14 protein-coding genes are annotated in these 19,741 nt (G+C 66.0%); 2 read left to right on the forward strand and 12 right to left on the reverse strand.

Translation table 11 applies throughout. The features are described 5' to 3' along the window. Positions 1 to 23: 23 nt before the first annotated feature. The gene (locus AC27L4_RS04140; protein ID WP_487140677.1) at positions 24 to 2,411 is read right to left on the reverse strand and encodes a hypothetical protein; all 2,388 of its coding nucleotides are present in this window, start codon (positions 2,409 to 2,411) and stop codon (positions 24 to 26) included. A 1,307-nt stretch (positions 2,412 to 3,718) separates the two neighbouring features. Here AC27L4_RS04140 and AC27L4_RS04145 point away from each other — a divergent pair. After that, positions 3,719 to 4,408: a hypothetical protein gene (locus AC27L4_RS04145; RefSeq protein ID WP_487140678.1), complete on the forward strand. Its 690-nt coding sequence runs from the start codon at positions 3,719 to 3,721 to the stop codon at positions 4,406 to 4,408. A 239-nt stretch (positions 4,409 to 4,647) separates the two neighbouring features. Here AC27L4_RS04145 and AC27L4_RS04150 read toward each other — a convergent pair whose 3' ends face one another. Together AC27L4_RS04150 and AC27L4_RS04155 are read right to left on the reverse strand one after the other, a co-directional pair. Beyond that, positions 4,648 to 5,076, reverse strand: coding sequence for a hypothetical protein (locus tag AC27L4_RS04150; protein ID WP_487140679.1), 429 nt, complete (start codon positions 5,074 to 5,076; stop codon positions 4,648 to 4,650). Between the two features lie 125 nt (positions 5,077 to 5,201). After that, on the reverse strand, positions 5,202 to 5,534 hold the full coding sequence (locus AC27L4_RS04155; protein ID WP_487140680.1) for a hypothetical protein: 333 nt from the start codon (positions 5,532 to 5,534) through the stop codon (positions 5,202 to 5,204). A 1,087-nt stretch (positions 5,535 to 6,621) separates the two neighbouring features. Here AC27L4_RS04155 and AC27L4_RS04160 point away from each other — a divergent pair. Continuing rightward, entirely contained in the window at positions 6,622 to 7,782 is a 1,161-nt protein-coding gene (locus tag AC27L4_RS04160) for an ISAs1 family transposase (RefSeq protein WP_487140976.1), read from the forward strand. Positions 7,783 to 7,872: 90 nt separating this feature from the next. Here AC27L4_RS04160 and AC27L4_RS04165 read toward each other — a convergent pair whose 3' ends face one another. The 9 genes from AC27L4_RS04165 to AC27L4_RS04205 form a co-directional block, all read right to left on the reverse strand. After that, entirely contained in the window at positions 7,873 to 8,397 is a 525-nt protein-coding gene (locus tag AC27L4_RS04165; protein ID WP_487140681.1) for a hypothetical protein, read from the reverse strand. Between the two features lie 149 nt (positions 8,398 to 8,546). Further along, positions 8,547 to 10,676, reverse strand: a complete 2,130-nt coding sequence (locus tag AC27L4_RS04170) for a hypothetical protein (protein ID WP_487140682.1) — start codon at positions 10,674 to 10,676, stop codon at positions 8,547 to 8,549. Continuing rightward, entirely contained in the window at positions 10,673 to 13,678 is a 3,006-nt protein-coding gene (locus AC27L4_RS04175) for a hypothetical protein (RefSeq protein ID WP_487140683.1), read from the reverse strand. The genes AC27L4_RS04170 and AC27L4_RS04175 overlap by 4 nt, the downstream gene beginning before the upstream one ends. Positions 13,679 to 14,489: 811 nt before the next feature. Continuing rightward, positions 14,490 to 15,083 carry a hypothetical protein gene (locus AC27L4_RS04180; RefSeq protein ID WP_487140684.1) on the reverse strand — a complete coding sequence of 198 codons (594 nt, stop codon included), beginning with the start codon at positions 15,081 to 15,083 and terminating at the stop codon, positions 14,490 to 14,492. Continuing rightward, a complete protein-coding gene (locus AC27L4_RS04185) occupies positions 15,083 to 15,469 on the reverse strand; it encodes a hypothetical protein (RefSeq protein WP_487140685.1) in 387 nt (128 codons plus the stop codon). The genes AC27L4_RS04180 and AC27L4_RS04185 overlap by 1 nt, the downstream gene beginning before the upstream one ends. Beyond that, positions 15,456 to 18,158, reverse strand: a complete 2,703-nt coding sequence (locus AC27L4_RS04190) for a phage tail protein (protein ID WP_487140686.1) — start codon at positions 18,156 to 18,158, stop codon at positions 15,456 to 15,458. Before AC27L4_RS04190 ends, AC27L4_RS04185 begins: the two co-directional genes overlap by 14 nt. Next, positions 18,155 to 18,793, reverse strand: coding sequence for a phage connector family protein (locus AC27L4_RS04195; protein ID WP_487140687.1), 639 nt, complete (start codon positions 18,791 to 18,793; stop codon positions 18,155 to 18,157). Before AC27L4_RS04195 ends, AC27L4_RS04190 begins: the two co-directional genes overlap by 4 nt. Then, the gene (locus tag AC27L4_RS04200; RefSeq protein ID WP_487140688.1) at positions 18,793 to 19,242 is read right to left on the reverse strand and encodes a hypothetical protein; all 450 of its coding nucleotides are present in this window, start codon (positions 19,240 to 19,242) and stop codon (positions 18,793 to 18,795) included. The genes AC27L4_RS04195 and AC27L4_RS04200 overlap by 1 nt, the downstream gene beginning before the upstream one ends. A gap of 200 nt (positions 19,243 to 19,442) precedes the next feature. Further along, positions 19,443 to 19,730 (reverse strand): hypothetical protein, encoded by a 288-nt coding sequence (locus AC27L4_RS04205; RefSeq protein ID WP_487140689.1) that lies wholly within the window; start codon positions 19,728 to 19,730, stop codon positions 19,443 to 19,445. Positions 19,731 to 19,741 lie beyond the last annotated feature (11 nt).

Consider the following 19,741-nt stretch of genomic DNA (forward strand, 5'->3'; position numbering starts at 1 on the left):
TACTGTCCGTATCGGCCTTTCAGTCAGGCTCTCTTTCGATAAGCAGGAGCCGCTGCCTCGCGGAGGGTGGCAAGGAACAGCACGTCCAGCGCGGGGCGGACATAGGCGAGATTAATGAAGGGCGTATCGTCCAGGATCGCGCCAAGCCGTGCTCCCGTTCGTGTGTCGCCGGCGTGAGCGGCTCGGAACAGAGCGGCTAGGCTTTCCGGGGACACAGCGTTGTCAACAGCGGGATTGTCGAAGCGGCAGGCCTGAGCCGCCAGGTGGTCGGCGTAGAGGCCGGCGCCTCCTCCCGATATCAGGGCGCGCCGCACTTGCCCGATCGCTGCAGCCGGATGGCCGGGGACTTGCAGTGCGGCGCCGGCGAGGGCGCCTCTCATCAGGCCTGATATGCAGGCCGCGACGGTGAGGCCGGCGATCAGCGCTCCGAGATGCGGCTGGCCGTGCATTCGCCGTCTGGCGCGGTAGGCGCTGTTGCCTTGTGCGGCTGCCGACGGCAGTGGGCTGGAGAAGGTCGAGGGAAAGGCGGGGAATCCGGCAACGAAGCGAGCGGCTTCCCCACCAAGGGTCACGAACCGACGCCTCTCGGCCGCGGAACGCCCGCCTGTCGGTGTCGCCAATGGGCCGGCATTCCCGGCGATGAAACCTCGCAGGGCTGCTGCGAGGGAGCGCCGTGCTGCCTTCGCATCGCCAAGATGGGCGACGGCTGCGTCCGGCAAGCGCAGCACCCTGTCCGGTGTGACATAGGCATGGCCGTTGCTGGCTCGGAACAGCGCCTGGCGGATCGCCTGCCAGTGTCCGTCTTCGAGACCGTTGTCGCCCAACGCCTGCCGAAAGTCCGGCGGCAGGGCCGGGAACTCGGACCGGGCCCGCAGGCCGAGTTCGGCGGCCATGGTGCGGGCAGCGACGGCGCGGGTGACGTCTTCCCACCAGATCCGTTTGTTCCAGCGGAAGGACGTGAGGGCCAGGCCGGACGTCGCGCCAAGGGGCGCGTCCTGCGCATCGCCGTGCTGGGACAGGACATGGCCGATGAGACCTTCAAACCCTTCGGCAAGAAGATGGACGATTGTTCTTTGTTCGTCAGGCGGCCGCGTCGCCAGGATGGCATCGATTTGCCGGATCTGCCCATGGATCGAGCCATCGGGCTGGAACAGGGCGGCGGCCGCGGCCGTGATCGTGTCGGTGGGCATAGCGTCCAGCATGGCATTGCCCAGTGCGGCCATGGTCGCGGAGGAACGAATGCCGCGGTCGATCGACGCCGCCCCCGAGCCTGCCGGCGAGGCGGCAAGGCCGGAGGCAAGATCAAGCGATGCCTGCAAGTCCTCGAGGTCGAGGTCTGCGCCCGAAACGATATCGGCGCCGGCATCCGCCGGAAGGCGCGAGCGCAGGACTGACTCGGGATTGGCTCCGAGGCAGTCTTGCGCGGCGGCCACGCGAGCCGCTCGCCTCTGGTGGGCGATGAACCCGGACACCGCATCGCCGAGGCCGAACGTTGTCTGGTAGGCGAGGGCGGCATCGGCGTCCTTGAAGACCAGAAGACCGGGTGTGGCGAGCGCTGCAACAGGGGCAGTCGGAGCGACCGATCCGGCCGGCGCTCCGACTGCCCCGATGGTCAGGGCATCATAGAGGCGCGAGAGCACCGAAGCCGCGGCTTCCGGCGTCGCGGCCTCTGGGAAGCTGCGCCCGAGGTCGAGCAGTGGCAGGATCGTTGCGATCCAGGTATCCCGGCCGGCGGCAAGCAGCTTCCTGTCGTCATGCATCGGTGCTCCCGGCCAACCGTCCAGCGAGCTGATGGCGCAGCCTCGGCGGTTGAGGTCCGCCCGGCTGATCTGCGCAAAGGTGGCGAAGACCCTGGCGAGATAGCGGGCATCGTCATTGCCCGTGAGGCCGGGCCTGCCGCCCTGGCGCAATTCTGCCATCTCAGTGACGAGATCGGCGTTGAGCCGCTCGTCGGCGATGATGTCGGCCAGATAGGGCCGCTCCCGGGCAATCTCGGCAAACAGGGCGCCGATATGGCGATTCTCGAAGGCGAGACGCACCGCGGCAAGGGAGACGCGACCTGCCTGCGCGGCCTGCGGCGTGCCCTCCAGCAACGCCAGGAGGGTCTGGCATGGTGACAGGCTGCCCGCCCGGTCGGCACCGATAACCCGGTCGAGCCGGTCGCGGGCGAGGAGGTCGAGGCTGGCCCGTCGCCGCAGCACGGCGGTGGCGAGTCTGGCCCGTTCGATTTCCTGCTCCACCGCCGCGCGCACGCGCTCGTCCAGGCCGTCGATCTTCCCCTCAGCCAGCAACCGGTCGCGTATGGCACGGACATGGGCTGCCGCGGCCAGCTCATTCCGGCCGGGCGGCGCATTGGCCTCCCGGATCGGGGCGCTCATGGGAGGGGAGTGGAGCGTCGGGCTGTCGAGCATGTCGATCTCCGATCCTGCAATCAAGACGCGTGAGCTGCGCCGGCTTCGTCATCCTGGCGCAAGCGGTTCGTCCAGAGGCGTGCGCCGCCAGCGAATGGAGGCGATGTCATGGGAGTCCTGGATTTTGGAACTGACCGTCGAGGGGGAACCTACCCTGAAGACCGCGGGATTGGTGCCCGGGATGGCGCTATGGGGCGCGTGTGGAGAGGTGGCCGATACCCCGTCTCTCGGCCAAACCCCCGCAGCTCCATCCCGGCTAGAGGGAACGATTGCCGATCTGGGGCCTTTGGCCGGTGGCGCGAGGCCGAAGTTGCGGGATTTGAAGTCCGAGAATATCAAGGATATTAGCAAGGTGCGGCGACGCACCAGGCGGCGGAAAGACCCGATGAGCCGACCCGGTCGACTTTTAGGTCAGGCTCTAAGATTCGAGGTCTCTTCTGATTGACAGGACGATGGATTGTTAAGTTGTTATGTGTGGTGTTGGCATGAGTTCTTTGTCGTCATGATTTTGACAGGCATAGTGAAATAGAAATATAGCCTGGGAAACACCGTGAATATCTATTTGGCCAATTAGAGAATGTGCACTAAAGTTGCTATAAATTACCCTGACGGCATAAATTTTTTCAGGATCGTTGGGGTTTTGTTGATCTGTAAATACTTATATGCTATAATAAAATGCATCATCATTTTCGGATTTGAATTCAACACGATACAATCCCTTTTTAACGTAGGATATGCTACGCATAAAGCCGATTTTATTCTTTGGGATGGGATGGGTGATATTCATTGCCAGATTGTCTCCGCGATATATTTTTCTACCAATTCTGAATTTACCACATACGAGGCGCCGACGCCCGTGTATAAAACCATATAGGTGTTTGGATATTCGAGAGTCGGCTGTATAACTACCATGTGTCCCTGCAGGCCTGGAGCTCGTAATGTGGCGCCGATGCGTTGTTTGTTCAGTATTTTAATCAGAGCAGAGATGCTAGATATTACCCCAGCTCTCCATTGACCGCCGCTCACATTCATGGAATTGAAGGCTTCGGCTAGTGTGAATGCATTCCTCGGGTGTCCAAGTGTTACTATGAGATAGCCTTCCTTTATCAGGTTGTCGCTCAGTATCTATCCTGCTGCTGCAACGCAGGATTCGTCTACAGACTGAAGGAAGGTGCCACATTTTCTGTATTTTGTCACGTCGGATAACCAAGGTGCCCCCGCACGATAGATGCGACGTAATTACCCACGTGGTGTTTGTGGGCGATATTGGGCTTGCGGCGCAGGGTGATCGCTGATTCAAAGTTGGAATGAGATGCGACGAGCTTGAACGGCTTTCCCGTGACGAGTTGATCGACCTGGTGCTGAAGCTTCAGCATCCGCCGAAGACGTCGCGAATATCGTCCTTTCCTCCTTCTTCCGACGACAAGAGCCAATGGGAGCCGCCGCCGAGCAAAGAGGAGCGGCGCGCGAAGTCCCGGCCTGGTGGCGCCAAGCCCGGGCACAAGGGACATGACCGGGACCTGTGCCCCGATCCCGACGAGGTCGTCGATCACGTCCCGGAGCACTGCCCGCATTGTCTTGCGCTGTTCGGGGCCGAAGCCGAGCGCCTGCTGGTCAGCGAGCATGACGCGATCGAGATCCCGCCCCTCACGCCCCATGTGCGCCGGCATCGCCGTTTCGCTCTGCGTTGCGACCATTGTCGGCTGCTGAGCGAGGCGGACCTGCCCGCGGAGGCCAAAGGCACGCCCTTCGGCCCGCGCATCCATGGCCTGGCGATCTATCTGAAGGCGCAGCACGCCTTTTCCTATGAGCGCCTGGCTCGCGCCTTTGCCGATTTGTTCGGACTTTCGGTCAGCGAGGGGGCGCTGATGACCATGTTCAAGCGGGCTTCGTGCCGCTTCGAGGCCAAACGGGAGGAGGCCAAGGCGTTGCTGCGCCGGGCCGAGATCGGTAAGAGGGGCAAAACCCCGGGCAGGTGGCGGCGAAACAGGTATTGAGAAGGCAGTACGGCCAAAAAAACTCTGTGTTTTCAACGGCACGATTTTCGTTGTGACCCGATGCCTTGAGTGTGTGCCCGGGGTTTTGCCCCTCTTACCGAGATCGTGGCCAGCGACGAGACGGGCCTGCGCAGCGAAGGGGGCGGTGGCTAACCTTCGAATCGACGTCGTTGATGCGTGCCGCGATGACCAGACGGCGGCGCGGTCGGCGCCACGCTATAGCCCCAATTGAGGAGGCTTCAGCGATCAAACCGCTCTATCAATGCGTTCTCCGTTCCTAATTTCCGAAGCACATCGAGCGCGCGCTCCGATACGACGAGACGCCCATCAGATGCCGTCCCAAAATCATCTTGACCGGCCTCGCCCCTGGGCTTCAGCCAAGAAAACAGAGGAAGGCGGCAGTCCGAATATAGCTCTTTGAAATTGTCGCTCGTCGTTATTTCCGCATCGGCGAAGTCTATGCCCGTGAAAGCTGATTCCAGAAGCTGCTGCTTCGCCTCCTCCGTTACGATGAACACTGGAAAACCTTCCAGAATCACATCTCCATCCCAGCCCTCCATCTCATAATGGAGTTGACTGACGATCGGCGGATGAACACTCGGATCCAAGATAGTGCGATCTCCGAGTCCACCGGCCACCTCGGGCTCAATGTAAAAATATTGCATCATCATCACCTCGTTGGAGGATTGAACTGAGTGCCATACTTGGCGTCAATATCAGCAGACTTGTTAAGAAGTTGTTGCTTTGTCGAATTGTTATTCAGTCGATAGAATTGATTCCACTCGCGCCTAATTTATCTGAGATGCAGGTTCGAATTTCCGCTCTTCGGAATGCCCCGGAGGTTCTCAAGAGAGTGTATCTCTGGCACACTTACGACGCCAGGGTACAGCTTCAAAACCCGCTGTTCAACGGCGTGGTGAACGACAACCTTGCCTTTCAGATCGGGATTGGCAGCAAAGAAAGTCGCACGATAGTCGTTCGATATCGCGAGGCCAAACCGTGTCCCCGGACCTTCTGCGGCGGGAACCAAGTCTCCCTGGTCGGCGAATATCGGAGGCTTCAACTCGCGGTCGAAGCCGCTGCCTCCCGAGCCGGCATCGCCAGCCCGGTATGCGCTGGTTTGCATGAAGACGGAGCTCTCGGTCGGAGGCCGAAAGTGGCCGTTCTGGTCCTCCGCAATCTGTGCAGTCGACGGCTTGGTATTGAGCCGGCCGGACTCCAACGGGTCGTTGATCGAGGTCGATGGTGAACCGCTGGTGCCCTCTACCGCTTCCGCTAGGGGCAACTGTCTCCACGCCGCTGGAGCCGCGGGTTCCAGATTGGTTGGTGCCTGGGCATGAGAGCGGAGGGCCTCTTCCCACGCCCTGCTCGCCTCGGCCGCCCTCTCGGCTTCGTCGAGGACAGCCCGATCTTGCGGTGCCCATTGCTTCTCCGCATTGAGCCGTTGCAGTGCGCGCTCTTCGCCATGCGTGCCGGCGGCTGCCCGGCGGCGATGTCGATGCCGTGATCGGTGGCGAGCGCCTTCAGGTCCTCGGGCTTGCCGATGCGGGCGGCCGCTTCGGCGATCGCAGGGTTGGGGAGTACGGGGCGAAGCGGCGAGGGATCGAAGGCAAGAGCGCTTGGTGCTGTGCGGCCGGGGCGGGGCAACGAGGCGTCGAAGGCGGTTCGGGCCGGTGGTTCGGGCGCATTGCCCGGATGGATGGCGGCGTCGGGTTTGGCGCGGGGCGCGGGCTCGGCTGCTCTGCTGGCGCCCGGATGGTCTTTTGGTGCGACCCGGCCGGGTTCGACATCCCGGATCGGCGCGGCGTCGTCCAAGACCCTGGCGGGGGCTGGGGCAGGGCTCTCGCCATTCGGGCGGTTCAGGCCGCTTTCGGCTTCGCGGGAGGCGACCTGAAGACGCGGGGCCTCGCCCCGGCGGGCGGCGGCCTCTATCGCGAGAGCTGGCTTTGTCGCGAGAGCCGGGTAGGGCGGTGGAGCGGCGTCCCCCGCGATGCCGCCGGCTGCTTGCTGGTGAGCCGGACGTTGACCGGCTTCCTGCGGGCGGCCGCCGGCCGGCTCGACCTCGCCGCCAAGACTGGTCGGCCGCGCCGGGAACACCGGCGCGGACGGGGCATCCCCGCCTTTCGCGATGTCGCCGGGCACGCTCGGGCCGATCTCGCTGGGTCCGGCGCCCTCAGGGCTGCCCCTAGGGGAATCGCATTTGAGTACACTTGGTGTTGCGCGACGCATCGGAATGGATTTTGGAGAGGGTTGCTCTTTGGAGGGACCGTCCGATGCAGACCTTGGTGACGATCCTGCGTGCGGTGCACGATCCGCGGGATAGCAATGCGCGCCATGATCTTGCCGAGGTGCTGTTCACGGCGCTGATTGCCACGCTGTGTGGGGCGAAGACCTGCGTCGAGATTGCCGAGTTTGCCGAGGCCCATGAGGAGCACCTGCGCGACTGGCTGGTGCTGGAGCATGGGGTGGCCTCGCACGACACGTTCTCGCGGCTGTTTCGCCTGCTCGACCCGGTCGAGCTGGCCAAGGCGTTCGATGCCTTCATGGCAGGGCTGCGGCGCGCCCTGGGGCTGGCGCCGGGCCGGGTGATCGCGGTGGACGGCAAGGCGCTGCGGCGCGGCTACGAAGCCGGCCGCTCCTGCCTGCCGCCGCTGCTGGTGAGCGTGTGGGATGTCGAGACGCGCGCGACGATCGCCCAGGCCCGGGCGCCCGGCGGCAACGAGGTGGCCGCAACCCTGGGCCTGCTCAAGGGCCTGACCCTGAAGGGCAGCGTGGTGACGGCGGATGCGCTGCATTGCCATCCCGCTATGGCCGAGGCGGTGCTGGCGACCAAGGCGCATTATGCGCTCGGGCTGAAGAGCAACCATGGGCCGCTCCATGCCGCCGCCCAGGCCGGCTTTGCCACCCACGGCGCGACCTTGCCGTTCAGCGAGCGCAACGAGGAGGGCCATGGCCGTCGGGAGCGCCGGCGGGTCGACGTGCTGCGGGCGCACCTTCTGCCCAAGCCGGTCCGCTTCCCGGGCCTGAAGGCGATCGGACGCATCCAGGCCGAGCGCACCCTCGCCTCCGGCAAGACGCAGGCGGACACCCGCTACGTCGCGCTGTCGAAAATCCTGACCCCACCCCAGCTCGCCGAGACCATCCGCGCGCATTGGAGCATCGAGAATCATCTCCACTGGACCCTCGACGTGATCTTTCGCGAGGACGAAGCCCGCACCCGCAAGGATCACGGCCCCGAGAACTTGGCCGTGATCCGCAGGCTCGCGCAAAACATCTTGCGGGCTCATCCGCTGCAAAAGCCCATGGCCCACAAAATGCGCCGGGCCCTGTGGAGCAAAGATTTCCTCATCGAGCTCTTTACTCATATGCGATAGCCCTGTATTCAGGAGAGGGAGGCTTGGCAAAAAAATCCAGAGAGTCGAGGGAGTATTGTATGCATTTTATTGGATGTAGTTGTAATTATATTAAGTGTTATTCAGCAAAAAATACGCCGCTGCGAAATGATTGGAGAGTTCGTTAACGGCTTCTATATCTTTGTCCGAGATATTTTTGCTGGGCCAAGGAATAATAATCATAAGAGGGCGTTCGGTTATTGAAATTATTTCCTTGAATGGCTCAGATGAGTTGGTAAAATTTTCAACAATGTCAATTTTTCTGAGAGAATTAACAAACATAGCGAGGACATGTCGCTCGATTTCTTCTGATATACCCTTGGCGAGAGCCATCGACAGTACAGGGTATTCCTGGATAAAAAAAGTAACTATTGCAGAGTTGTGCTGTGAAGTTATTCTTGTGGAAATATGAGATAATTGACCGCCCCATGAATCTTTGGATGCTGGCAGGTGGCTGCTTATGAATAATTTGCAAACATTTATCCATTTAGAGGAGAAGTTTTCAAATTCTACGAAATTGGTTTCGAGATGCTCCCCGTCAATATCAAACAGTGCGATGTAGAATCCCTTGTTGTCTTGCGGTTGAGTTTCGGTCATGGCTCATTCCTGGTCGAATTTAGGTACAAGTCGATGCTCCCTTCCTGGGACGATTTGGGCGGCCCGAGTGCGCCATAGTGCGCCGATTCGCTGCTGATCGGGGTCGCGAAATCCGACAAACTCATAAATATATCCACCAGCAATAGAGTCTAGTGCATGTGCTGCGTCAAGTTTTTTATTTTGAGTCGGTGTGGTTTTCCGATACATTTTCCTGGATTTGCAATTAATGACTTCACATTTTTGTAATTTTCTAAATTAAGCTTTAAATCTTCTGGAAATAATAATGATAGTCTATTCAATGTAGATTCTTGTTCTGAAAGATGAAATTTGATGAAATCTTGTTGATTTGCTGTTAGATTGGAAAATTTGAACTCAATTTCGACTGGTTTTAAGATTATTCTATTTCCGTGTGGAATTGTGTCGAATTCATGTGAGTTTTTTGTTGGTGATAAGGATATATTTTGTAAATGATTGTTTTCTTTTGTGGGAAGGGTGGTCGATGGGTTTTTATGAATAGTTGGGGAATTTGGGTTTGTGTTACTTATTGTTTGCGTTTGAATGCGTAGGGCTTCGCTCCAGGCGGTTGCCGCTCCGATTGTTCGCTCCATTTCGTCGAGGACGGCCCGGTCCTGCGGCGTCCACCGCCCGTCGACACCCAGTTGCTGCAGCGCGCGCTCCTCGCCATGCGTGCCGGTGGCGATGTCGATGCCGTGATCGGCCGCGAGCGCCTTCAGATCCTCGGGCTTGCCGATGCGGGCGGCCGCTTCGGCGATTGTGGGGTTGGGGAGTACGGGGCGAGGCGGCGACGGATCGAAGGCACGAGGGCTTGGCGCGGCGCGGCCAGGGTGCTGCAACGCGGCGTCGAAGATGGCTCCGGCCAATGGTTCGGGCGCGTGGCCTGGATGGAGGCTGGCATCAGCTTTGTCCCGGGTCGCGGGCTCGGTTGCTCCGCCGTTGCCCGGACGGTCTTTGGCGGTGACCCGGCCGGGTTCAGCATCCCGGATCGACGCGGGACTCTCCAGGGGGCTGACGGGGGCTTGAGCACGGTCCGCGCCGCTCGGGCGGTTCAGGCCGCTTTCGGCTTCGAGCGAGGTGCCCTGGAGACGCGGGGCCTCGCGCGGACGCTCGATGGCCTCCTTTCCGGAGGCAGGGGAGGGCGGCGGACCCGCATCCCCCGCGATATCGGCGGCTGTCTGCGGGCGAGACGGGGCGGGATCGGCTCCCCAGGAGCGGCCGCCGGCCGGCTCGATGTCGCCGCCGAGTCCTGCCATTTGCCCCGGCAACGCCGGCACTGGCGGGGCATCCCCGCTCTTCGCGGCGTTGCCGGGTGCGCTCGCGCTGATCGCGCCGAGTCCGGTCCCCTCGGGGCTGCCCTCGAGGCGCGCGGCTTCGTCGCGAAACCTGGCCGCTTCTGCGATGGCAGCCGGCGAGAGCTGGACGCCCCCGCCCGTGAGGGTTCCGTCGATCCCCTCGTTCAGGACGGCACGGGCCTTGGCGACGTTTTCCAGCGCGTTGAGCTTGCGGCTGGTGCGCCACGTGCCGATGCCATGCGCCGCCGCGCCGAATACACTGCCGAACGCCGCGGCCATGGCTGACTGGGACAGGATGTCCTGCCAGGACGCGTCGTCGCCCATGGCCTTCCGGGCCGGGGCGGTGACCGTGCCGGCGATGGCGGTGTTCAGCGCCGCATCGGCGGCGCCCACGGCAGCGGCGCCACCCCAGCCCCAGCGGGCAAGAGCCGCTGCGCGGACCTCGGGGCCGAGCACCGGGATGTAGTTGATCGGGTCCAGCGCCCCGCCGAGGACCTCGCCGGCAAACGCCACGGCCCGGTTGCCCCGCGCCAGAGCCAGTTCCCGGTAGACCTTGGCATCGTGCCAGTCCGCCAGCGCCGCTTGGCGCTCCGGCGTCATGCCGGCTTGCACGCCGATCTCGGGCCGGAAGTGGACGGAGGCCTTCTGGGCCTCGTCATCCATGACGTTGTAGGCCTTGTCGATGCCGGCCTGCGCCCGGTCACGGCCTGCACGGAGCGCGGCGGCCTGATCCTCGGGCAGCCCCATCACGGCGATGTAAGCGTCATCGGCCAGCCGTGGTGCCCGCTGCGGGATCTGGGACTCGCGGATCACGGTGCCGAGGCCGAACGATCCCAGCGCGCCGTGGATGGCACTTTCGCCGAACTGGCGCGCCATCGAGAAGGGCTGCGACGTGGCCGCCTGCGAGAAGTCCTGCTCCGACATGACGGGACCGGTCGGGTCCGCCCGAAGCGCGAAGATGTTGCTCATTCGGGGATGTCCGGGGCTGGATTGCGCTGCATCCTGCGGATGTTCTGGCGCAGGGTCTGGCCGTCGGCCTTGACCCACTCGCCGAACGACGGTCCGGGCGGCCTTGGCGGCGGCGGATTGGCCGGGGCTTGGTCCCATGCCGGTGGCTGCACCGGGATCGCCGCGGTGTCGCGCTGCAACTGTTCCAGCGCCGATCTGCGCCGCCGCCTGACCTGGTACTCCGCTGGCGACAGCTGCGGTGTCGGCCGATCATCCGCTGGGGCAACCGGCACATTGACGGCGTCGGCGGCCGCTTTCGGTGGCTGCACCGCTTCAGTCGCCGCGGCAACCGCCTCGTCCTGCGTCACGACGAATGGCTTGCCGTCCTTGCCGCCGATGAACTTGCCCTGCTCCGGGATCCAGAATCCGAAGCCGCCGCCGACATTGCGCCACTGGCCGCTGTCGAGGATGGCGTCGGCATAGCGTCTCTTGTCTCGGTTGCCGAAGTCGCGCTGCTGCCGATCTGACGCCATATCGCCGTCGATGTGCGGGTCGAACTGAAGGATCTGCTCGCGGACCGCGCCCTTCTTCAGGCCGAGCCCGTCGATGATCTGGCTCGGGTCTGCGTCGGCCGGCACCGCGGCCTTGACCTGTCCGGAGAGGACCGGGATGAGGTCGCCGTAGAGGTCCTGCGCGGCACGCCGCACCGCATCCTTCAGCGTGAAGTTCTGGGTCAGGTAGAGCTTCACGCCGTTCTTGAGCAGCGGCGCGTCGTTCGCGGCATGCCGGAGGTTGTCGCGGTTGCCGGCCTTCAGCCCGTAGAGCAGGTCGCCGACCTCGCCGTCAGCCATGACGCCGTCCTCGATGGCCTGGTCGATCGCCTCATCGGTGTGAGGAAGCTTGCCCGGCAGGTCGCCGGCCTTGAGGTTCGCCGCCGCGAAGAGGCGACCGGCGGCATCATTCCGGCCGGCCGCCGCAGCCTCCAGGACGCCGTCCATGGGGCCTGGCAAGCCGGCATCCGCCAATTGCTTGACGATGGCCTGCCGCTGGCCGCGATCCGACGTCGCCATGATCAGGGCCTTGAGCGCGCCCAGGCGCTCGGCTGGCGTCCTCGTCTCGTCTTTCGCCGCGGCGACGACATTCGCCGCGCTCTCCTTCGGCACCGGCCTTTGCCTGTCCGGCGCGATACCGAGCTGAGTCTGGGCAGCGGCGCTGGCGCGCAGGGCTGCTGCGAATTTCTCCGGCGACTGGGATGCTTCTTGCCAGGCCTGCCTGACGATGGGGAAGGCTTGCACGACCGCTCCGGCCGGGTCTTCGCGCCGCAGCTTGAACTGCGAATCCGCTGCAGCGGCGAGAGCGGCATATTTGGCGGCGGCGATGGCGGCTCCATCCCCCGTCTGGGGCGGCCTTGCGTCGGCCACGCGCGCCCGAATCTCGGAGTCGCTCAGCCTTGGGAAGTCGTAAGCGGCCTTGCCGGCCTCGATGCCGGCCTGGAAGGCATCGGATCGGCGCTTGCCCTCGCTGTCACCATAGGCCGTCCGGAAGTCCTCCGGTGTCGGCATGTAGCCCGTATAGGTACCGGTGCTTTGCAGCGCGGCATCGGCATCCTCGACCGCCCGCTCGATCTTGAGACGGTCCTCTACGGCGAAGGTCGCCTTCTGGACGACGGCGTCCTGCGCCAACTGGCTGACCCGGACGGGGTCAAGTTTGGGAAACTTGGTCTGGAAGAACTGATAGGCCTTCGTGTAGTCGTCGGGTGTCCGCTCGGCCGATGCTTCGTCCTTGATTGCGGCAGGGGTGGCCGTGCCGTCGACCCTGCCGATCTGCATGTTGGTGAAGTCGCGGGCCGGCATATCCTGCCGGCCATCGTTCTGGATGACGGCCTTCGTGCCGATGAGGGAGGCTGCCGTGGCGTCCGGACTGGCCAGCAGCTTGGCGGCACCGGTCGGCCCTCGCTGTTGCGCCAGTTGGAGTTCGGCTGCGGTCGGGCCGCGGCCAAGGGCCAGGCGCAGGGCCTGCTTGTTTGCCGCGGTGTCGCGTGCCGCGCCTTCGACCGGCACCACCGGGCCTCCGCTCTCGATCTCGGCGGAGCGAGACGGGGCGCCGACAGGCGCGCCTTGCTGCTGGTCACGGGTAGGGAGGAGCGGCGACAGGTTGTTCCGGGGCGGTAGCGGGAAGGATGGGGCATCCGCCGCAGCCTGTGGGGCAGCAGGCGATGGCGCCGCCGGGCCTTCGCTCTCGTCCCGGGCGGCGCGAGAGAAGGGGGCTGCAGGCACGCCTTGCTGTTGGTCACGGGCCAGGAGAACCGGCGACAGGTCGTTCTGCGGTGACAGCGGGAAGGACGGTGCGTCCGCCGCGGTCTGTTGCGGGGTGGTGGGCTGTTGCGGAAGCTTGCCATGGATGGGGTTGTCCGCCCGCCGGCTGTTCATGCGTTTGCCGCGTGCGAAGGCGCCCACCTGCAGGTAGGTTTCCCGCCGGCTTCGGGCGAGATCCGGGCTGTAGATCCCGGCCTTTTCGCCCTGGTCAATCGCGGCGCCGAGCGAGGCGTAGGCCTGGGCCCAGTTCTCCTCCGATGCCGCGGGATCGGCGATGATGCCGCCATAGGCGCCGAGCGTGGTGTCGAGCTGGGTGATCCTGCTCTGTTGCTGGCCGGCATCGGCTCGCCGGGTTACGGTGACGCGCTCCTTGCCGGTGCGGTGCCGCGCGTTGGCGACCCACAGGACACGGATGTTCGGATCGGTAATGGTCGCGGCGTGTTTTGCAATCAGGGCGTTCGACCCGGCATCGAAGCGCGCGCCATGCGTGCCGTGATCGCCGTCGTCCAGGGATCGCGTGAGGTCGCCGAGGCCCTTGGAGAAGGCGGCGTCGGCCGAAGAGCCTTGCAGGATGGCGGTTGCGCGGCGATCCTTCTGGGCCTGTTCCTGCTCCGCCGCCCGGCGCGCCGTGTCGGCCTTGGCCATGTCGCCGATCAGGAGGGAGGTCTTGTCGGCCGTCCCGACGATGCTGGCGCCGAGGCCGCGCACGGCCGGGCCGACAAGGTCGTCCGGGCCCGGCGCGACGGTCCGGCCCGTGCGGAAGGGCGGCCGATCGGGCAGGGCGGTGTAATCGGGAATACGGGGCATGGAGCATCCTCGGTGCGAGACCGGCGGGGCCGCCCGGTGCGGGCAGGCACGGGGCGCGGCACAGGGAGGCGCGCGCCGGCGCGGCGGGCCTCGGCGCCTGCGGCGGCCGGTTCGGGGGAAGACAGGGGCGATGGCCGCCGCGCGGCCGGCTATCGACGGCGGAGCGGTTGGCGAGTCAGGCCGGATTGGCTAGGGTCGGCCGAAATGGGGAGGGGACGATGCGTGCGACGCTGGTGATGGCTTCGGTCGTCGTGGTTTTGAGCGGCTGTGCGACGGCGCCACAAACCGCTATATTCCCATTTAAGGTAGGGGCGTCAGATCAACGAACATCAGCAGATTTCGATGCTTGCAAGATCGCCTCGTTTAAGGAGATTCCGCAAACTATTGCGACAGATATTCGTGGCGGATATAGCTCGCCTGGCTCCATAAATTGTTGGACAGTGGGTTCTTCGACGCAATGCTCGACCGTTGGTGGGTATAGCGTTCCTGCGACATCTGTGTCGTATGATGTAAATACAAGCCTTAGAGATCGATATATCGGAAGATGTCTTCGGGCAAAAGGCTATGATATCGTACAGAGGCCTATATGTGCGACGCCTGCAGAGCGTGAGGAGGCGAGAAATAAGCGCATACGCGGCCTCTATGCCTCAGTTTCAGAGATAAAATGTGTTGCTGGTGATCGGTTGGATTGAGTATCGACATGTGGGGCGAGTTATCTTTTCCATGGGTTAGGTAGTTCTGGCGGTCTGCCGGCGTCCGGCTGCGCCGGAGAATTTAGCCTTGGCATCGCCTGCCCGTACGCCTTGTACGCCGCCTCGGGCGCCGCGATCAGCGATGAGGCGGCGTTCATTACGCCGGCGATGCGGGCGTTCTTGGCGTTGACCCGCTGGACCGCGGCCGCGTCCTCGAAGCCGCGGGCGCGGTTCTCGCCGGCGCCGATCGCGGTCTGGCGGTCGGCATAGCCTTGCGCCGCCGTGTCGCCCATCAGGTCAAGGATGGTCGGGTCGCCGGCCCCGCCGCCGGATGCGGCGGCGAGGGCCTGCTGGCGCGACAGGACCTCGTCCTGCTTCCTCTGCCGCTCGGCCGCCTCGCGCGAGGCGGCGGCGCGCTCCTCCTTGGCTTTCATGTCGAGCTGCTGGGCCTGGAACTTCGCGGCCTGGGCCTGCTGGTTGCCGGACATGATCGAACCGCCGGCCGAGACCAGGCTGCCGGCGGCGCTGAGCGCCGCCATCAGGGTGCCGGGTTCGTGGACGACGCCCATGCCCGAAAGGGACCAGGGCGTCTCATAGCCTGTCAATCTCCGCATCACAGCCTCTTCACATGCACGGGTTTGCCGTTGGGCGCGACCTCGTCCGTCGCCTCGAAGCCGAGCCGCGCCATCCACTCCGCCGCCCGCGGCACCTCGTCGCTCACGGTGGCGTACACCGCCGTGAAGCCGTTGCGCTTCAGCCCGGCGAAGAACCGCAGCGCCTTGCGATGCAGCCCCTTGCCGAGCGCGCCGGCATAGTCCGGCGCGCGCAGCACGTAGCCCCAGGCCCGGCGGTCGTCCGACGTCACCGCCACGCCGCCCATGCCGACGCAGCGCCGGCCGGCCCAGGCGGTGAGGCCGTGGAAGCGGGCCTCGCAGGTCGGCCGGTAGTCCCAGCGCAGGATGTCGTCCTGGCGGGTCAGGCGGAATTCAACGGCTGTCATGGGTCGCCATCGAGATGATCGCCGCCTTGACCGTGCAGGGCCAGGGCGCGCGGGCCTGCAGCACGAAGCGGGAATCGGTGTCCCAGCGGCCGTTGAAGGACGCGGCGACGTCGTCGATCTCGGCCTCGACGACGGCGGGATCGACCTCGAGCCCCTGCACCATGGCCGGCAGCGGGTCGAAATGGCCGCTGTCCGCGCCGAAGCGCACGCCGATGCGCGCCGTCGAGTCCAGCAGCAGAGCGAGGTGATCGACCCGCTTCTTCTGCATCAGCGCCGAGCCGGCGTCCGTGGCATAGGCGAGCTTGGTCGACCTGAACTCGGCCGTGTAGGGCAGGCCGTACCAGACCGATGCCGCCGCCACCGGCAGTTCGAAGACGCCTGATGTGACCGTGAGGCCCTCGTAGCCCTTGCCGTCGGCCCAGGCGACGATGGCCTTGCCCTCGAAGTCGTCGGCGCCGGCGAAAGTCTTCGTCGGGGTGGGCGATATCGCCAGCCGGCCGCAGTCGGCCAGGCGCGTCACCGCGCCGCCGCGGGTGTCGCGCTCATAGCTCTGCCGCTCCAGGCAGCGCCGCGGCGTGCCGTTCAGCGTGCGCCGCACCACGCGATAGACGTCGTCCTCCACCAGGTTCGGCAGCACGGCCACATCCTCGACGACGCCGTCGGTGTCGAGCGTCGTCCAGCACAGCACGTTCTCCTCGCGGTTGTAGGTCATCACCGCCATGGTGCCGTCGGCCAGCACCAGGTGGATGCGCGGATCGGGCCGGCGCTGCACGGCGAGGCGCACGATGCCGGCGGCGGCGATCTCCGGCGCCAGGCGCATCAGCGTCTGCACGGCAAAGTCGCTGCCCTGGCCGGGCGCCACCTCGAACAGGTCGACGCCGCTGCGCCCGACATAGACGCCGCGCGGGCCGATTGCCGCCGGCGCCACGTCGGCGCCGCCGAGCTGGTCGAGCTCGCGGGCCGAGAACTGCGTCGGCGTGATCGGCTCGTCCAGGGCCGAGGAGCGCACCACGTTCACCGCCACGGCGCTGCCGACCAGCAGGTTGAACAGCCGCAGGATCCACAGATTGCCGTCGGCCGGGCCGGTGGCGATCGAGCGGATCACCGGGCCGGCGTCGCCCTCGGTGTCGTCGTCGTAGTTGCCGTAGTCGTCGGAGACCGAGCCGTAGAGGAAGTTGGCGCCGAGCCACCACAGCCGTCCGTCCTGGAAGGCGACGTCGCGCGGGAACTCGCGCAGCGCCGACCATGCGCCCTCGCGCCAGTTCGCGGTGGCGATGGTGTCGCCGAGCTGGTCGACCACCTCGGCCGAGACCTGCGTCTTGCTCGTGAAGCCGGTGATGCGCACCACGCCCACGGTCGAGCCGTTGGCGTAGTCGAGCCCGACCTCGGCCGCCCCGGACGTGTAGTCGCCCGCCTTGAAGCCGATGCGCCAGTAGACGATGGCATTGTCGTTGGTGTCGTGCACGATCTCGACGGCGTTGGCCGCGAAGGCCTTGAAGTCGGCCCAGCCCTCGGGATTGCCGAAGGCGCGCTGCAGCCGGACCGTGCCGGTCCAGGTGCCGGAGACGCTGACGATGAAGGAGCGCTGGCCGGTATGGGCGTTGGAATTGTCCGTGCCCTGCTTGTCGACGCCGGTGACGCGGATCGGCTGGGTCCACTGGTCGGCGCCGGAGACCGTGGCGGTGACGGTCTGGCCGGTATGGGTCAGCTCCCACAGCGCCCCGACATGGCCGGGCTTGAACAGGGCGCGCGCCGCGGTGAGGGTGATGCCGCCGGTGCGGGCCGAGGGCGTGAGGCCCGGCGGGTTGCGGCCGGGCAGCTGGCGGAACGGACCCTTGACCGCCCGGTACTCCACCACCGACCAGGAGCGCCGGCCGCGGCTCTCGATGCGCTGCTGGGGATGGCCGCGGCAGGCGCAGAAGATCACGTCGCCCTGCTGGTCGAAGCGCAGGCGCGGCAGGTCCGCCTCCGCCCAGGGCGCCGGCACGCTGACCACGCCGGCCGGGTCGAACGAGACCGGGCCGACCTCGCGGCGATACTCGTCCGCCGCCGCGAACTCGAGATGCGCCGTGCCGGCCAGCGCCACGGCCAGCTTGTGCGTGCCGGTGCCGAGCGCGGTCTCGCCGACGATGTCGTCGTCGCCGGCTGAGGAGCCGATGCGCATGTAGACCGGGCCGTAGGGCACGACGATGGTGAGGCCGTGCTCGAGGCCGGCGGACGGGCCGGGCACCGTGACCGCCTGCGACAGGGTGGAGCGGGTGATGCCGTTGCCGGCGATCAGCGCCGTGCCCGCGCCGGAGGCCGCGACCGAGCCGCCGCCCGGCGCGGCGCCGGCCGTCCAGCCGGTGAGTCCGGCCGAGAAATCGCCGTTGGCGATGACGGTGCCGACGGCCGTGCGCCGCACCGGATCGCCGTCGTTCCAGATGCGCAGCGCCCGGTCCGTCACCTCGATCAGCGAGCATTGCGCCGCCGTGCCGACGAAGGGGATCAGCCGGGCCGGCCTGTCGGCCAGCGTCCGGCCGCAATACTCGGAACCGGGCCGGATGCCCATCCAGCCGAGCGTCGAGCACAGCCAGTTGCGCACGGTCTCGCCGCAGACGGCCAGCCGCGGCAGGTCGACGCGGCCGAGCGCCAGGCGCGAGACCTGGCCGCCGTTGAAGGCATAGACGGGGAAATTGCCGCGGCTCATCGGTCATACCCTCGTTCGCGGGAGTGGCCGCCGCGGGCGCGCGTCAGCCGCCCGGGTGCGTGCCAGGCGAAGGGCGTCTCGCTGGCGTCGGCGGTCCGGGCCTGGTCGAGCGCCGCCTCGAAGCCGAGGCGCAGCTCGTTGGCGTCGGCCGCCGGCCGCAGCCGCGCCCCGCGCCGCCAGGCGAGATAGGCCGCCACCGCCTTGGCGAAGAGCGGCGTCCAGGTCTCGGGCGGGCGGTACTGGTGCGAGACGTAGGAGGCGAACAGCCGCTCGGTGTTGGTGTGCCAGAACCCGTCCTGCAGCAGGAAATCGACCGGCAGGGCATCGGCCTGCGGCCGGTCGCGCAGCCAGTTGGTGCGCAGGTGGTCGGCGGGGATGGCGAAGGCGCGGGAATAGCCGGGCGCGGCGTAGAGGGCGGGATCGTCGCCCGAGCCCAGCCCTTCCGCCGTCAGGGCCTGCACCCGCGAGGCGAAGCGCCAGGCCGCCAGGGACAGGCAGGCGTCGACCGCGCCCGGCCAGGCCGAGGCCATGACGCGGGCCGGCTCGTTCGCGCCGGCGGCCAGTTCCTGCGCCGTGACCTCGCGCTCGGCCAGCAGCGCCAGGGCGTCGTTGACGACGAGGACCTGGTCGGGCATCAGGCGGCGTCCCGGAGCTCGCCGGCGAGGTAGCGGCGCAGCCACTCCATCGCCTCGCCCTTGTCGTCGAAGCCGTGCTTGAGCACGTCGCCGGCCGGGGTGATGACGCGGTGCTTGTGGGCCGGGCCGCCCCACGCGATGCTGTAGTCGCCGCGCGGCGGCAGCGGCTCGGCCGCCTCCTCCGGACGCTGCCAGGCGTAGAGCTCGCGGAACCAGACCTCGCCCGCGCCCTTGCGCACGACGCGGCCGTGCCATTCGAAGGAGCCGTCGTCGGCGATGATCTCGAGGACGTCGCGGATGCGGAAGGCCTTGGCGCACTGCACCCAGAAGGCCGGCTTCAGCACGGCCTCCAGGTCCTCGCCCTCGCCGGTCTTGGCGAGATAGACGCGCGTGACATAGGCGTGCTCGCGCAGCTGCACGTCGGCGGGCAGGGCATAGCGTTCGGTCATGGGGGGATCCTTTCGGGAAGGGAGGGGGCTCGGCCCGTCGCGGCAGGCTCGCCCATGCGCGCGAAGGCGGGGCGAGGCTGCGCGGTCGTGGGGACGGGACGGCGCCGGTCCGGCCGCCGCGCGGGGCGTGCGGCCTTGCGGCGGGAGCGGGGCGGGATGCCGACGGGCGGCGTTGCGCCGTCCGTCGGCCGTGTCCCGGTTCAGTCGGTGTTGGTCGCCGTGATGGCGAGGCCGTCGCTGAGGTCGGCCGAGCCGTTGGCGTTGATCGCCGAGACGATCAGGATCTGCGTGGCGATCGGGACGGCGTCGGTCTTGGTGTACTCGACGATGTCGCCCTTCTTCAGGCCGAGGTCGCGCGCATTCGCGACGTAGCCGGTGACGCGCACCGTGGTGACGGCGTCGGTGCCGCGCAGGAGCCAGCGGGCCGGTCCCTGGTTGCCGATGTCCTGGACGACGAGGGCCGGCGGGTTGGCGGGGGAGTAGGGCATGCTCGGATCCT

The organism is Labrys sp. Lb11, from assembly GCF_057554225.1.

What these genes read in the sequence shown, in the direction of transcription:
- AC27L4_RS04185 (WP_487140685.1), bottom strand. Translation starts at nt 15,469, where the DNA reads ATGACAGCCGTTGAATTCCGCCTGACCCGCCAGGACGACATCCTGCGC.
- AC27L4_RS04145 (WP_487140678.1), top strand. Translation starts at nt 3,719, where the DNA reads ATGAGATGCGACGAGCTTGAACGGCTTTCCCGTGACGAGTTGATCGAC.
- AC27L4_RS04155 (WP_487140680.1), bottom strand. Translation starts at nt 5,534, where the DNA reads ATGCAAACCAGCGCATACCGGGCTGGCGATGCCGGCTCGGGAGGCAGC.
- AC27L4_RS04165 (WP_487140681.1), bottom strand. Translation starts at nt 8,397, where the DNA reads ATGACCGAAACTCAACCGCAAGACAACAAGGGATTCTACATCGCACTG.
- AC27L4_RS04195 (WP_487140687.1), bottom strand. Translation starts at nt 18,793, where the DNA reads ATGCCCGACCAGGTCCTCGTCGTCAACGACGCCCTGGCGCTGCTGGCC.
- AC27L4_RS04170 (WP_487140682.1), bottom strand. Translation starts at nt 10,676, where the DNA reads ATGAGCAACATCTTCGCGCTTCGGGCGGACCCGACCGGTCCCGTCATG.
- AC27L4_RS04205 (WP_487140689.1), bottom strand. Translation starts at nt 19,730, where the DNA reads ATGCCCTACTCCCCCGCCAACCCGCCGGCCCTCGTCGTCCAGGACATC.
- AC27L4_RS04140 (WP_487140677.1), bottom strand. Translation starts at nt 2,411, where the DNA reads ATGCTCGACAGCCCGACGCTCCACTCCCCTCCCATGAGCGCCCCGATC.
- AC27L4_RS04180 (WP_487140684.1), bottom strand. Translation starts at nt 15,083, where the DNA reads ATGCGGAGATTGACAGGCTATGAGACGCCCTGGTCCCTTTCGGGCATG.
- AC27L4_RS04150 (WP_487140679.1), bottom strand. Translation starts at nt 5,076, where the DNA reads ATGATGCAATATTTTTACATTGAGCCCGAGGTGGCCGGTGGACTCGGA.
- AC27L4_RS04190 (WP_487140686.1), bottom strand. Translation starts at nt 18,158, where the DNA reads ATGAGCCGCGGCAATTTCCCCGTCTATGCCTTCAACGGCGGCCAGGTC.
- AC27L4_RS04200 (WP_487140688.1), bottom strand. Translation starts at nt 19,242, where the DNA reads ATGACCGAACGCTATGCCCTGCCCGCCGACGTGCAGCTGCGCGAGCAC.